This window comes from Microcoleus sp. SVA1B4 (genome assembly GCF_036700545.1).
In the GTDB taxonomy this organism is placed as follows: Bacteria; Cyanobacteriota; Cyanobacteriia; order Cyanobacteriales; family Microcoleaceae; genus Microcoleus.
Map to the genome: position 1 here is coordinate 75833 of NZ_JAUBPB010000010.1, position 13932 is coordinate 89764.

12 protein-coding genes are annotated in these 13932 nt (G+C 46.9%); 7 read left to right on the forward strand and 5 right to left on the reverse strand.

Features of this window, described 5'->3' with window-relative positions; all coding sequences use genetic code 11:
- The first annotated feature begins 872 nt into the window (after positions 1 to 872).
- The 3 genes from QT987_RS07440 to QT987_RS07450 all read left to right on the forward strand — a co-directional run bounded on the left by QT987_RS07440 (position 873) and on the right by QT987_RS07450 (position 4314).
- A complete protein-coding gene (locus QT987_RS07440; RefSeq protein ID WP_333055855.1) occupies positions 873 to 1547 on the forward strand; it encodes an Npun_F0813 family protein in 675 nt (224 codons plus the stop codon).
- Positions 1548 to 2105: 558 nt separating this feature from the next.
- A complete protein-coding gene (locus QT987_RS07445; RefSeq protein WP_333238647.1) occupies positions 2106 to 3188 on the forward strand; it encodes a hypothetical protein in 1083 nt (360 codons plus the stop codon).
- A 154-nt stretch (positions 3189 to 3342) separates the two neighbouring features.
- Positions 3343 to 4314, forward strand: coding sequence for a hypothetical protein (locus QT987_RS07450; RefSeq protein WP_333238648.1), 972 nt, complete (start codon positions 3343 to 3345; stop codon positions 4312 to 4314).
- Between the two features lie 14 nt (positions 4315 to 4328).
- Here QT987_RS07450 and QT987_RS07455 read toward each other — a convergent pair whose 3' ends face one another.
- Both QT987_RS07455 and QT987_RS07460 read right to left on the reverse strand, forming a co-directional pair.
- Positions 4329 to 4604 (reverse strand): LapA family protein, encoded by a 276-nt coding sequence (locus QT987_RS07455; RefSeq protein ID WP_333238650.1) that lies wholly within the window; start codon positions 4602 to 4604, stop codon positions 4329 to 4331.
- Between the two features lie 369 nt (positions 4605 to 4973).
- Positions 4974 to 6464, reverse strand: coding sequence for a phosphoglucomutase/phosphomannomutase family protein (locus QT987_RS07460; RefSeq protein WP_445299605.1), 1491 nt, complete (start codon positions 6462 to 6464; stop codon positions 4974 to 4976).
- Between the two features lie 960 nt (positions 6465 to 7424).
- Here QT987_RS07460 and QT987_RS07465 point away from each other — a divergent pair.
- Entirely contained in the window at positions 7425 to 7805 is a 381-nt protein-coding gene (locus QT987_RS07465) for a hypothetical protein (protein WP_333238652.1), read from the forward strand.
- 159 nt (positions 7806 to 7964) lie between these two features.
- Positions 7965 to 8519 (forward strand): hypothetical protein, encoded by a 555-nt coding sequence (locus QT987_RS07470; RefSeq protein WP_333238654.1) that lies wholly within the window; start codon positions 7965 to 7967, stop codon positions 8517 to 8519.
- 90 nt (positions 8520 to 8609) lie between these two features.
- Here QT987_RS07470 and QT987_RS07475 read toward each other — a convergent pair whose 3' ends face one another.
- From QT987_RS07475 to nagA, 3 genes are all read right to left on the reverse strand, one after another.
- The gene (locus tag QT987_RS07475) at positions 8610 to 9002 is read right to left on the reverse strand and encodes a DUF423 domain-containing protein (protein ID WP_190661484.1); all 393 of its coding nucleotides are present in this window, start codon (positions 9000 to 9002) and stop codon (positions 8610 to 8612) included.
- 352 nt (positions 9003 to 9354) lie between these two features.
- Positions 9355 to 10041 carry a magnesium protoporphyrin IX methyltransferase gene (bchM, locus tag QT987_RS07480; protein WP_333055861.1) on the reverse strand — a complete coding sequence of 229 codons (687 nt, stop codon included), beginning with the start codon at positions 10039 to 10041 and terminating at the stop codon, positions 9355 to 9357.
- A 208-nt stretch (positions 10042 to 10249) separates the two neighbouring features.
- Positions 10250 to 11479: an N-acetylglucosamine-6-phosphate deacetylase gene (gene nagA, locus QT987_RS07485; RefSeq protein ID WP_333238656.1), complete on the reverse strand. Its 1230-nt coding sequence runs from the start codon at positions 11477 to 11479 to the stop codon at positions 10250 to 10252.
- A 231-nt stretch (positions 11480 to 11710) separates the two neighbouring features.
- Here nagA and purE point away from each other — a divergent pair, with 231 nt between their 5' ends.
- Both purE and QT987_RS07495 read left to right on the forward strand, forming a co-directional pair.
- Positions 11711 to 12232 carry a 5-(carboxyamino)imidazole ribonucleotide mutase gene (purE, locus tag QT987_RS07490; protein WP_333055865.1) on the forward strand — a complete coding sequence of 174 codons (522 nt, stop codon included), beginning with the start codon at positions 11711 to 11713 and terminating at the stop codon, positions 12230 to 12232.
- Between the two features lie 84 nt (positions 12233 to 12316).
- The gene (locus QT987_RS07495; RefSeq protein WP_333055867.1) at positions 12317 to 13915 is read left to right on the forward strand and encodes an ammonium transporter; all 1599 of its coding nucleotides are present in this window, start codon (positions 12317 to 12319) and stop codon (positions 13913 to 13915) included.
- The last annotated feature ends 17 nt before the right edge of the window (positions 13916 to 13932 follow it).

Below are 13932 nucleotides of genomic sequence, written 5' to 3' on the forward strand. Positions count from 1 at the left end.
AGCTATGAGCTGAGTCAGAATGACTAATTTGCTGATATTGAGTTATGTTGGCTAACATTCTGCTCGACTTGATATTTGATAAAAATGTGGTAGAACTAGGATTGAAAGACTCAGGTGAAAATCCCTGATGGTACGGAGCCTCTATATAAGCTTCCTCTACGCCATCAAAGCAAAACAGTCAATCGCCTGCTCGGCACGAGCGCGAAAATCAAGCGTTGCCAGTACAGCAGTCGTAAATTGTGCGCGGGGGATTTTCCTTCGTGCATTGATTTATACGCCAAGGCTGAGAGACAATCTCAGCTTAGATAATTGTTAGCATTTGTTAGCAAAAAAGTATCGGAACGCTTGAGGAGTTGGACTTGCATAGCCAAAAAGTTTACTAAAATTAGTCATACTTAACTTGAATGGTTAACATTCTGGGCGGTATGATTACCTCAGTGCCGAAAACAAAGGCTTAATTATCTGGGAGAGTAAAACACCGTGAAAGTCAAAACTGACCAGCCTGTTACAAGGTCGAACGCGAGTCCGCGTTTCGTTAAATTGGTTGAAAATATTGGATGACTCATGGCTAAAAGCTTCAACTAAAATTAACTCAATTAGGGCGGGCTACACCCGAATTAACGCCTGTGGACAAGAAGGAGCCGACTCCCTTGGGTGAAACAGGAAGCAGACCCTTTAGGAGCAATCCTGATTGAATGGTGAGACTTAAATAAGTTTAGCCAAGTTTTGTGTAGCAGAACCATCTCTGGGTGATCGGGAGCAATCCTGCTAATTTAAGTGGACTCGCTGAATCAAGAATCCCTTCGCCTTTAGGCATCGGGAGTGTCAAAAGCACAGCACCTCGGCCATGACAGGAGTCAAATCGCAGTGTCATGTTTATTCTGAAACGGCAGGATGTTGAAATAACCAATTTTCAACACCCAAAACGGGATCAACAAATTCCCATTCTCAATTATCAGGGGCAGACTTTTCGCCTAATCAGCGCCTTCAACGGCAAGCAAGCAGAAGACGCCAGAGCCTTGTGGCGGGACTTAACCGACAACCGAGGCAAAGCCTGTGTTCTGCTAGAAGAGCCGGATAGATATAGCGTCTGGGGAAAAGTCCGTTTAGATCAGCTTGCCGGTGAAGAACCGGCAGGGAATGAAGCAGCCAAAGCACCACTGTTCGCGCAGGCTTGTCTGCTGCTCCTCCAAGCTGTTTACTTCGATGTAGAAGACCTCTTAGGCGCAAGGCAAGCCACATCGTTTCAGAAAGATATCGCCAAGGTATTTCAGCAGGGAAACTTCCCCCAGGCAGACTCCCCTGATGCGATAAAAAACTGGCTAACCGTTAGTCCCTTGCAAAATCACAAGGTGCCTCCTTGGCAAGAGCAGCATCTCAAGACCTTATTGCAAGAACTCCACCGCTTGGGCAAATCATATTTTGGCAATACGGACTTCGCTGAGGGAGTTAGCGATGTGCTGCAAGATATGCCAGCACCGGATCGGACTCAGTTTCTAGATTGGCTGAAACAATCAGCCCTCAACAAGTTGTGGATCGCAGGATAGAAAATCTGTGACAATTGCTCAGACAATTGGGTCGAGATAATGGATCTTAGATAATTGCACTGTAGGGGGTACGCGATATACAGGTTGGATGGCCAACTTGTATTGACCAACCAAATTGTTGATTCGGTTTGGATGCCACCTATGGTCTGGCAATTTAACTAAGTTTCGATCGCATTCCCCACCTAGAATCATTGATATGAGTAGGGGAATGGGAAAGCAAAAAAACAGATACCTCAACCTTTGAGGGTATAATTTCAGAGATAGATTTGGTACTGTAAAAACCTTAAGGGTGGAGACATCTACCGTATGTCTATCATTATATTTCCGGGTACACGATCGACTAACAACTAATTTATTGAATTAGTAAATAGATATTATTCTTGCTTAGTCTTTCTATAGTGTACGAGGGCAAAAGCCCCGACGACACACTGAGGACGCCAGTTATCCCGGAAGCGTCTGATCGAGGTTTTTTAAGGTTTTTGGCGAAAGAATCCTCATCTCCAATCAAAGATTGAGATGGGGTGCGTTCAACCGCTAGTTAGGTCTCGTGGAATCCCTATGAGTAGCACTTCAGAAAAGTCATCTACATCTTCATCTTTACTGTCAGCTCAGACCCTAGTGATTGTGGGCATTGTCTGGGCTGTCATGGCGCTGCTGTTCTTTTTGCTGTTCAGCGTCCCCCTCTCAGCAGAAGAGGGTTTACCTCTGTGGTACTCGATCGGCACTTATATTTTTGAATGCGGGGCATACCTGGGAGCTGCATTAGTTTGTTTTAGAAACTGGCAAAGCCCGCACATGGTCAGCGGGCGCAACGTCTGGCTGGGCATTGGTCTGGGGATGCTGTTCTATTTTATCGGCGGTGTGCTATTTGGAATTTGGGAACTGTATTTCGAGGCCGACCCGGACGTGTCCCCCGCAGATGCCTTTTATCTGGGCAGCTATGTGGTACTGATTGGGGGCATGGTGATCGCTGTGACTTCCAAACGGCTGAATCTAGAAATTTGGCAGTGGGCTTTGTTAGCGGGAATTGCAGCCTTCGGGATTGCTGTAGCTATCTGGGTTGCTGCACCTGAGTCTTGGAGGCTACAGCTAGGAATGTCTCCAGCAGCCACCCAGGAAGTAGTGACAGGCTCTGCGCCAGCGCCAGGAGCAAAAGGGGCTGGTTTAGAAAATTCGTCCAACTCAATGGTAAAAGGAACGGCCGCGACTGCTGCTAAATCCGCACCCGAAGAAGAAGAAGAAGAAGAAGAAGAAGAAGAAGAAGCAGCAGAACAAAGTAAAACTCCCGCATGGGTAATAGCACTTGACAAGCAACTGTCGCCTTACGCCTATGCAATCAATTTGTTTTACATCGTTGGAGACGTTTTTCTGCTGATTATTGCTACTGCATTGCTGCTGGCGTTTTGGGGAGGACGTTTTTCTCAATCTTGGAGAATGATTGCGGCTGCAACTTTTTCGCTTTACATCGCAGATATGTACTTTAAATGGCGGGATACTCAGGCTGAGGGTAGTTATCAAAGCGGAAGTTTGCTGGAAGTCTTTTTTGTTTTCAGCGCCATCCTGTTCGGAATTGGAGCTATCTTGGAACATGACATCTCAACCCGTTCTCGCCAGAGCAGGCGCAGTCGTCGCGCAGCCTAGCGATTTGAGATTGGGGTTGCTTTGGCAAGCGATGGGGACGCGAAAGCTTTTTTGCCATTGTCAGCATCTCTGAGCTTGAAATCGAAAAGGAAAAATCACAGTTCGCTGACTGCTCGCCTGCGTCTTTTCACGTCTTTTTGCTGGAAAACTTGGCATGACGCCTACAAAACTCTCCGATTCAGACAAACGCGAACTCATCAGGCTGTACCGACAGTCCAACGAGAATACTATCACTCTGGCAAAGCGCTACGGAGTGAGCAGTTCGACTGTGAGGCGCATCATTCAGGGGGCTTTGTCGGAGCCGGAATACGAATTTCTAGTGCAGCAAAAACAAAAGCGTTTGTCCGATCATCGCACAAGTGTTTCTGAACCGACAGAGGCGACTACTGAGTCATCGGCAGATGGCGAAATCGATCCTGTAGCTGTTCCCCTGTCGGAGTCAGCCCCCCTCCAGCAGTCAGCCTCAAATTCGAGACCGACGATCAGAAAGCGTTCTGAATCAGTCCCTGAACCAGTTGCAGAATTGGATGTTTCTGATGTGCCAGATGTCCCAGCAGCCAATTTTGCCGATCGAAGCCACCACCCTGTTGTGACTGGTGAACTAAAGGCAATGCTGCCAGCAGAAGGGCTGCTGGCAGGTGAAGATTTTAGCGATTTCGAGGAAGATGACGAGGATGAGGATGAGGATGAGGATGAGGATGAAGACGATTTAGATGACGACTTCGACGAAGATTTAGAGGATGAAGACTCTCTATTTGAAGCCAGCCTGCTGGGTTCAATATCATCGGGCGAGTTGATCGAGCTTCGGGGTACAGGACTGATTCAAGTTTTGCCTTTAAGCGAAGCATCTCTGCCCAAAATTTGTTATTTGGTAGTCGATCGGGCGGCAGAGTTAATCACCAGGCCTCTAAAAGCTTTTGGCGAACTGGGTCAAATTCCGGCGGCGGAAATTCGCGAGAAAACCCTGGCAGTTTTTGACAATCACCGAGTGGCCCGCCGGTTTGCTACTCGCAATCAAAGGGTTTTCAAGATTCCTGACAGCAGTATGCTGCAAAAAGCAGCGCCTTATTTGCGAGCTAAGGGAATTACTCGGTTGCTGATTGACGGTCAGGTATATTCCCTGTAAGGGATCAAATATATTTAATATTGTACGGTGTCGGATTCTTCTGGATTGACCGGAAATTTAGGACGCGAGTTTTGGGAATCTGAAAGGTTCCACAGCGGTTGCAGTAGCGCACCTCCGATCAGTCCTGCACTCAGGCTCATTGCCAATACTACTCCTACTGGCAGTTGTATCGATTGAAAAAAGATAAAGTTTAAGGATACTGGGGCGGCATTTTGCACTGAAATAATGCCGATCGCGCTGACTAAAATTGCTACTAAAAAACTAATGGCGAGCAGAGGAATTGTTTTCATAAACCAGTTGACAGGCTAGTAATTTAACTTGTATAATTGTTTTATAATCGGAATATGTGTGAAAATTTTATTTTTGCAAACACCCCATTATTTAATAATATACAATTTTATCTGGATAAAAGTCAAGTAGATTCGGAAAAAATTTAGGAATTTTTTAAATTAATTAAAAATTTAACAAACATAAATAAATTTACACTTCCCAAACTTTAACAAATCCCAGTGTATTGCAAATATATAACTGGCCCAGCAGTATCGATGATTAATGTTCAGAGGCTTTGCCAGAGTTATCAAAAATACGTAAGGTGCGCTTCGGCGCACCTCACAATCCCAAGCACTAGGGGAAAAACCCCCGTTGGAATAGGTAGAAAGTTAAACAGGTTCTAACTGGGCAATTACCTTTTCCATGTGTTGGGCAACTTGGCTTTCTTTTTCCACAGAATTGGTTTCCATGTAAACGCGCATCAAGGGTTCAGTTCCCGAAGGCCGTAGCAGTACCCAGCCACCGTCTTCAAGATAAAGTTTAATCCCGTCTTTGCGGCCGATTTCCTTAACGCGGATACCTGCTACTTCTGTGGGGGGATTCTTGGTAAAAGATTCCAAAACGGCTGCTTTGTGGGCTTCTTCTAGGTGCAAGTCCAAACGTTTGTTGTACAGGGGGCCGTTGGCTTCTTTAATGGCTTCTTCGACTAGCTGAGAAAGCGGTTTGCCTTCATAGGCGATCGCCTCAGCAACTAGCATATCAGCCAAAATCCCGTCTTTTTCGGGAATGTGACCCAAAACGCTCAAACCGCCAGATTCTTCGCCACCGATGAGCACCGCAGTTTCCCGCATTTTTTCGCCGATGTATTTAAAACCGACTGCGGTTTCGTAGATTGTTAAACCATACTTGGCGGCCAAATTGTCCAGCAAGTGGGTAGTTGCGACTGTACGGACGATCGCCCCAGTCAAGCCTTTATTCTTCACCAAGTGACGCGCCAGCAGCAACAGCACAGTATTTGGAGTCAAGACATTTCCCAACTCGTCAACAATACCAAAACGATCGCTGTCGCCATCGGTAGCCAAACCCAAATCCGCCGAATCCTTCTTAACAGCTTCCACCAACTCGACTAACTGTTCCCCCTTGGGTTCGGGCATTCCGCCGCCAAACAGCACGTCGCGGTAGGTATGAAAACTTTCGACATCGCAGCCGCAGTGTTCCAAAACGCCGTCGAGATAGCCGCGAGAAGTCGAGTAGAGAGCGTCGTACTTCACCTTCAACTTAGCAGAGCGAATCCGCTCCACATCGATCAAAGTATAAAGAAACTTCAGATATTCGGGTTTCGGGTCAAAACTGGAGATTTTATCGTTGTGGCTGCCTTTGGCTGGGGCATCAGAAGCACCAGCAATATTTGCCACAATTGTATCAGTAATTTCCGGGGTAGCCGGGCCCGCGTAGTCGGGGATGTATTTGATGCCGCAGTAAGGTGCGGGATTGTGCGAAGCCGTGAACATCAGGGCCCCTGCGGAGTTGAGATGCTTGGCGCTGTAGGCGATGACTGGTGTGGGGCAATCTCGATCGACCACTTTCACTGTCCATCCCAAATCTGCCAATACTTCCGCCGAAGTGCGGGCGAACTCGTCTGCCAGAAAGCGGGTATCGTAGGAGACTAGAACTGGGCGGTCTTTTGTGTAAGCGGTTTCTAGGTAACTGGCGATCGCCCGGGTGACTTTTCGCACGTTGGCAAAAGTAAAGTCATGGGCAATCAGTCCTCGCCACCCATCGGTTCCGAACTTAATTTCTGTTGAATTGCTGCTAGCGCTCATTTTTTCCACTTCCTCTCGTCCTACTAATCCTACCCGAAGCCATAGCCTTAAAGACATACCGGCCGTGCTGTTTGTGAGGATCGATCGCCCGTGGGGCCCGCATCAACCTAATCCTCTCGTTGTCGGGACAGGCTTGGGCCTCCGACAGAGGACTCGAACCCGCCGGATTTGGCAAAATGTGCCCGCTACCGGGCGAGTCATTCGCTAATTCTGGTTTTGAAGGGTAGGTGGTCGATCGAATGGACGACGATCAATTGCGGGCGATTCCCTACGGGATAGCTTCGCTTCACGGGGAAGCTAAGGATCGCGAATTAAATAATTTACACTCTTGAAAGTGGGTTGGGCACTCTTAGCCCGCCCTTTCTGGACGGGCTATAAGAGCCCATCCCACAAGAACCCTCACGCATTCTAAGTTATTTAATTCTCATTCCTAAACAACGGATCACAAAAAACTGCCCTGGCAATGGCATTAACTAAATGCACATAAATCTGATTCTCATCTCAAATTTAATTTTTTATTTAGAAAAGCCGATTGTTAAAATTGTCAGGGTTTCATAACAATCGTCAGGCTCACAATACATTTCTAATTCAGCTATAGAAATAAATTAACCAAAGTCACCCTTAGAGCGTGCTGTAGCTTAGCTTATTTAATAGATTAGGGCGATCGACCAAAGCGCTCCAAAACCAACATCAAGTATTTCAAGCAGCAGTTTTTTTGAGGTAGACTTGACTTTAATTATCCGATTTTAAGACAAATTAAATTTATTTGCAGCCCTCTTTATAGGTCAAAAAAATCACTTAGGATCGCGATCACAGGGTGATGGTGATCGATCACACAATAAATAACGTTATTAACGTGCAACTTATAAAAGATGCAGGCAGTCGAGCCAAATGGCTTATAGCTTTAAGCGTAATGGCTGATGACGGTCAGCGTACAAATGCAGAAAATTGTAGTTAACAACGTTAAAAATTAGGGGAATCGATCGGGTGCGACTTAATAAAAAAACGAGGTTTATCATGACGGGTATTTCACAAATATCTTCAAAATCTTTACCAGCAGCCGACCAATTTCAACAGGGCGCAAGTCAGGCGTCCCAATGTATTACCGAACTGGACATTGACCAACTCCCAAAAGCTAAATGTGTCAGCGTTTCTTCCTTCGCAGTTAGCTGGGCAAAAAAATATTACAGTACAGTGGCGACAAGAGAGAACCAAGCGCCACGCCAAATTCTCCCAAGCCTAGATTTAACTAATTTTGAGGGCAATAGAGCCCCCATAGTTGACAAATTGACAGATACCCTGAAATTAGCCAGCGAGATAGCTTGGAGTAGAGTAGAAGCTCTTTTAGAGACACAAATAGAGCGACACGCGATCGATCCAAGTTTAATTAATTCTTGAGAAATTGCCGCCGATTCTCGCACCTTATATCGGAAAGCAATAGACGCTTATGCGGATAGAGAACCTGTTTTCCGCTTGTCAGTGCTGGTGGGAAAAGATATTATCAAAGTGAGGCGAAAATACTCAAAGACAGATCCGTTAGTGCTGGGATTTGTGACAATGGAGTTTCAATACACTAGCAAAATCTTGTTAGGATGTCTTTCGGAATCAGAGAGAGCGGAATTTGCGCCCTACTTAAAAGTTGTAGACGACTATCTGCACATTCCCTACGGAGAGATTAACGAGGCGGCGGCGAATCAGCCCCCGAATTCAAGAGCTCTATTAGCCGTTCAGCATTTGTTGCAGCACACGACTCAGATTGCTAGTGCAGTGTACGATCGAGCTAGTGCCCAGCATCAAGGATACCGCAGCAGCAGCGGGTATTTGAGCGATCGCGAGGTAAAAATTTCTGGTATCCGAGATGTCGAGATTTTTCAAAGCTATTTGTGCTGGTGCGTTTTGGAAGGTAGCATTCACCCGGTACAGCAAGAATTGTTTCCAATTTGCGTGATGTTGTACCCCAAACTTCATGTAAGTTGGGAGTTAGTGCAGGATATGCTGCTGATTTTGTTTTGGGAAATATGCGAGCGGCTTCCTGCTGAAGATTTAACGGTATTTGTACCTTACTTGCGTACTTTGACAGAGCTGTTTTCCAGGGATGTGTTTGATAATTAGATAATTGGGAATTGGGAATTGGGAATTGGGAATTGGGAATTGGGAATTGGGAATTGGGAATTGGGAATTGCCTCAACATTTACCAGTTGCCTATTTAAAACTAAAAGCTGCGACTGCCAAACATCCCCAACCAACAATAAAAGCAACTCCCCCCAGCGGCGTAATTGCACCCAGCCATTTGATGTCGCTCAAACTCAGGGCGTACAAACTGCCTGAAAAGATGATTGTGCCGGCAATAAAAGCCCATCCAGCAACTGCAAAAAATGTTTGAGACTCTTGGGCGCGGCTCAAGAGTAAAGCGACGAGTAATAGAGCCAGGGCATGGTACATTTGATATCGGGCGCCGGTCTCAAAAATGGTTAAAGCTCGATCGCTCAATTGATTTTTTAAAGCGTGGGAGGCGAAAGCACCGCCTGCAACGGATAAACCTCCGAATACGGCTGCGGCTGCTATAAAAATGCGAATTAAAATTAGCGTTGACATAATATTTATTGAATTGGGCAGAAGGAGGTTCGGCAACGAGCAATGTACGGGATGTAAAGGATAGAAGGAAGAAGGAAGAAGGAAGAGGGAAGTTCGGCAACGGATTCTGTAACGGATGTAACGGATGTAAAGGATAGAAGGAAGAAGGAAGAAGGAAGAGGGAAGAAGGAAGAGGGAAAAACATCTAATTGTTGAGATAGAAGGTGCGCGGTGCGTGCCTTACTTGTCATTGCGAGCCGCCGCGAAGCAATCGCAGAGTATGGAGGTTCACTTGCGTAACTTTGGTAAGGGAAGGTGCGCTAGGCGCACCCTAGGCTGATGAGAAATTAGCTTTTTTGCAAATATTTTTAACCTATTTCCGCACAGCTTCTAGCAAGCGAGAATAGTAAAAGCTAGTGCTAGTCATCGCTGTTCTGTTAATCACAAAACCATTGTTTTCTAGGATTTTGATAATATCAGCTTCGCGGTGCTGGTAAGCCCGGGTAGTTTTGCTGGGGCCTGGGAAAAGTTCACCAATTTTTTTGAGGGCGGTGAGTGCTAAAGTTTTGGGTGCAAAACTAAGAATTAGTCGCGATTCGGCGATCGAACTTAGGTGTGCGATCATTTCCGCAGCCTTATTTTGAGGATAGTGGATGAGCACGTCCAAACATATCACCGTGTGAAATTTGCCGGTTAAAGCTTCCAAATCTTGGGCGGCGAAGGAGATGTTGTAGAGCTTGCCGGGAACTGCTGTCGATCGATCGTAAGCTTCTGCTACCATCTTTTCAGAGATATCGCTAGCACAAACAATTGCCCCAGCTTCAGCCAGGGGAATGCTCAGAGAGCCTACACCGCAGCCGGCATCGCAGACACAAAGCCCGGGCAAATTGCCGTCAGCTTGCAGCCATTTGATGACTGTATCCACCGTTTGCTGATGCCCGGTGCGGATGTCTAGCTGAACTTTATTGACTTTGCCCTCGCCGTAAATTCGCTGCCAGCGATCGAATCCCGTCGAGTTAAAATACTGTCTAACTATAGTCTTGTCGTCTACCAAATTCATCGATCTGCCTGCTGCTGATTTATTGCCAACGGTTAGATATTATATAGCAATCCGGTTCAGAAAATGTGCAACTTGCAACAACCGATTTTAGATGGGCGATTTGAGATTTTAGATGCAAACGGCACATCTAAAATCTCAAATGTATCTGGTAATACCAGTTCGCCGATTCCCCCTTTTTCAATTCTTTAATCTAAAATGGTATAACAGGTTAAAAGAGTCGATGCCAAGTCAATTCCTTTGTCGTCGCATTTAAATTCCAGCGCAACAATTGAGTTGCATATTTGCCAATAATTCCCGAAATTCCGATCGCCCTTCTGGGAGATTCAGTTGCCAGGGCGATCGCACTTTCGGCATCGCAAATTCCCCACTCCACTAAATTCTGCACTCCCGCCAACAGCGGCAGAGTTGTACCTGCCAAAGTAGCAGATTCCAGGACTGAGTGGTAATCTAATCTTACCCAAGCTGTACCTTTTCTGACTTCAATTTGTCGGGAATCCCAAGGATAAACACCATCTGGCAAGCCCAAAGGAGCTAAAGCATCGCTCACCAAAAAAACGCCTTTTTCATACCTACCAGCGCGCAGCAAAAAATCAATCATTGTCGGAGAAACGTGCTTCCCGTCAGCAATTAAACCGCATTTTACCCCCGGATAAACAATCGCCGCTCCCAACAAACCCGGTTCTCTGTGGTGCAAACTAGGCATCGCATTAAAAGCGTGAGTTACCATTGAAGCTCCCCGATCAAATGCTTGCTGTGCTTGCTCTGCCGTCGCTTGGGAGTGTCCAAGACTGACGGAAATTCCCAAACTTTGCAAATAGGAAATGACTTCGCCAGTGCTGTCTAACTCCGGTGCTAAAGTAATTATTTTGACAATATCGGCACAATCTCCTAAAACTTGCTTGACATTTTCTATAGTTAGCGGTAACAAAAACTCAACTGGGTGAGCTCCTCGCTTCTGGGGGTTGAGAAAAGGGCCTTCGAGGTGAACGCCGATAATTTCCGCTGTTTTGGCTTTATTGGTTGTGGCAACAGTAGTTTGTACAGTGCGGATATAATCAGCTATAGTCGAGAGCGATCGCCTAAACTTATCCACCGAAGTTGTCACCAATGTCGGCAAAAAAGCATCGACTCCCTGATTCCACAAAAATTGACAAATTTTCGGCAAAATTTCAATATGCTCGATTTCTAAATCGGGAAAAGCAAAACCGAGCGCCCCGTTAATCTGCAAGTCAACACCGCCCAGAGAAATCCAATCGCCTGCTACATCAACGACTTGCAAATGGGGAGGACAAATCCGTTTAAATACGGCGTCCATCGGCAAAACTTCTTGAATGATTCCCGTTTCGTCAACAGCAAGCATCTGCAAATCCTTGCAGCCGGGGAGGCGAGCATTGAGAATATCTGTGGGGGTGGCAGTTGGGGTTGTGGCTTCAGTCATCCGATTTTAGATTTTAGATTTTAGATTTTAGATTTAATATTCGCTACGGATAAATCCGGTGGCTGGTGAGGAGGGGGAGCTTTTTGCTTTTTGCTGGCTGCAGGGCTGCTCAGACGGGGGCTGGTGGCAAAATTGCTTTTAAGGGTCAGTTTTGGTACAAAATATCTAAATTTGAGTTAACGCAATCATTTAAAATTAGCATTTATCTGAAATCTGAAATCTGAAAATTGCATGAATCAAGCGACAGTTGGAATTATTATGGGTAGCGATTCGGATTTGCCAACCATGAAAGATGCGATCTCCGTTTGCGAAGAATTCAGTGTTGCTTGCTCCGTGGCGATCGTCTCGGCGCACCGCACCCCTGAGCGCATGGTGGAATACGCCCAAACCGCGCACCAACGAGGCTTGAAAGTCATTATCGCAGGTGCCGGGGGAGCGGCGCACCTCCCAGGTATGGTAGCATCTTTAACCCCCTTGCCAGTGATTGGCGTGCCCGTACCGAGCCGCCACCTGCAAGGGGTAGATTCGCTGTACTCGATCGTGCAAATGCCAGCCGGAATACCCGTAGCAACAGTGGGGATCGGCAACGCCAAGAATGCTGGCTTGCTGGCAGTTCAGATACTGGCAGCTCATCAGCCAGAATTGCTAGAGCGAGTTTTGCATTACCGCAAAACTTTGTCCGAATCTGTACTGAAAAAACAAAATCAACTAGAAGAGCTAGGCTATCATAACTATCTCAATCTCAACAAATAATCCAATAAACTTTTGTAGTAAGATTGGAAAGTTTTCCGAATATTGCTGAGCTTAGTAGCCGTAAAGAGGGTAAAAGTGATTAAAATGACTGTCGGAAAGAAAAAGTCGAAAAAAGTCAGGCGGGAGACTTTAAATTTGCCAGCAGCTAAATTTTTTACGAAAGTCAACAGGTTGAACAAGTTACCACGGGCGATCGCCCGCCTCACTCCAAGTTGGCAAGCCTGCATACCTTTAGCTGCAATCATCTTCTTGGTGTGGGGATATGCGGCGGTAGCCCAAACCCCTGCCACGCCAACCACCGAGGAACAATTAGCAAGCCTTAAGGTGGGGCTGGATACGATGTGGGTCATGGTGGCGGGGATGCTCGTGTTCTTTATGAACGCCGGTTTCGGTATGTTGGAAACCGGTTTTTGCCGTCAGAAAAATGCGGTTAACGTGCTGTCCAAAAACTTGATTGTTTTTGCGCTTTCTACGATCGCCTATTGGGCGATCGGCTTTGCCTTAATGTTCAGCAACGGCAACGAGTTTATCGGCAGCAGCGGATTTTTTCTGTGGAATGTAGCCGACAACAGCCCCGCCACAGGAGACGCTTATCAAGGCATTTTCGAGTCGCTTAACTGGACGGGAGTCCCCCTCAACGCTAAATTCTTTTTCCAATTAGTTTTTGCGGGAACTGCTGCGACGATCGTTTCTGGAGCCGTTGCAGAGCGAATTAAATTCCTTGAATTCTTAATTTTCAGCTTGCTGCTAGTAGGAATTGCTTACCCAATTACCGGACACTGGATTTGGGGCGGAGGCTGGCTGGCAGACGCAGGCTTCTGGGATTTTGCCGGTTCGACAGTGGTTCACTCCGTAGGCGGTTGGGCGGCTTTGATGGGAGCGGCATTTTTGGGGCCGCGGCTCGGCAAGTACCGCGACGGCGATACTGTGGCGATGCCGGGACACAATATGAGCATTGCCACCCTGGGCTGTTTGATTTTGTGGTTGGGTTGGTTCGGGTTTAATCCCGGTTCGACAATGGCACTCGATCCAAATGCGATCGCCCACATTGCGATCACCACCAACACTGCCGGTGCCTTCGGGGGAGTTGCTGCAACCATTACGGCTTGGCTGTACCTTGGCAAACCCGACCTTTCGATGATTATCAACGGCATCCTCGCCGGCTTAGTCGGCGTAACAGCTAGCTGCGCTTGGATCAACGTGCCCAACTCTGCCATAATCGGCATAATCGCCGGCATCCTGGTAGTTTTCGCAGTAACTTTCTTCGACAACTTGAAAATTGACGACCCTGTAGGCGCAACTTCAGTTCACTTAGTCTGTGGAATCTGGGGAACTCTGGCAGTTGGGCTGTTTGCTGACGGGCCTACAACTGGACTTTATACCGCAGGCCCTGCAGCCGGATTGCTTGTGGGCGGAGGTTTTGGTCAACTCTGGGCGCAGTTGGTCGGCATTATCTCTGTAGGCGGGATGACCGTGCTGCTGAGTACGATTTTTTGGCTGGCACTCAAAGCTTTGCTGGGTATCCGCGTTTCGGCTTTAGAGGAGGCTGAAGGTTTGGATATCGGCGAACACGGGATGGAAGCTTACACTGGGTTTGTGAAGGAAACGAGCTTGGATAACAGAAGTGAGACCAGCTACGGCGGTTATGGTGGGGGTTCTGGGGGGAAGACTAACAAACTGTAGAGCGTGCGAAGAGATCG

Bases quoted from the DNA above. Each gene is read 5' to 3' on its own strand.
- QT987_RS07440 (WP_333055855.1), top strand. From the start codon at position 873: ATGTTTATTCTGAAACGGCAGGATGTTGAAATAACCAATTTTCAACAC.
- QT987_RS07445 (WP_333238647.1), top strand. From the start codon at position 2,106: ATGAGTAGCACTTCAGAAAAGTCATCTACATCTTCATCTTTACTGTCA.
- QT987_RS07450 (WP_333238648.1), top strand. From the start codon at position 3,343: ATGACGCCTACAAAACTCTCCGATTCAGACAAACGCGAACTCATCAGG.
- QT987_RS07455 (WP_333238650.1), bottom strand. From the start codon at position 4,604: ATGAAAACAATTCCTCTGCTCGCCATTAGTTTTTTAGTAGCAATTTTA.
- QT987_RS07460 (WP_445299605.1), bottom strand. From the start codon at position 6,464: ATGTCTTTAAGGCTATGGCTTCGGGTAGGATTAGTAGGACGAGAGGAA.
- QT987_RS07465 (WP_333238652.1), top strand. From the start codon at position 7,425: ATGACGGGTATTTCACAAATATCTTCAAAATCTTTACCAGCAGCCGAC.
- QT987_RS07470 (WP_333238654.1), top strand. From the start codon at position 7,965: ATGGAGTTTCAATACACTAGCAAAATCTTGTTAGGATGTCTTTCGGAA.
- QT987_RS07475 (WP_190661484.1), bottom strand. From the start codon at position 9,002: ATGTCAACGCTAATTTTAATTCGCATTTTTATAGCAGCCGCAGCCGTA.
- bchM (WP_333055861.1), bottom strand. From the start codon at position 10,041: ATGAATTTGGTAGACGACAAGACTATAGTTAGACAGTATTTTAACTCG.
- nagA (WP_333238656.1), bottom strand. From the start codon at position 11,479: ATGACTGAAGCCACAACCCCAACTGCCACCCCCACAGATATTCTCAAT.
- purE (WP_333055865.1), top strand. From the start codon at position 11,711: ATGAATCAAGCGACAGTTGGAATTATTATGGGTAGCGATTCGGATTTG.
- QT987_RS07495 (WP_333055867.1), top strand. From the start codon at position 12,317: ATGACTGTCGGAAAGAAAAAGTCGAAAAAAGTCAGGCGGGAGACTTTA.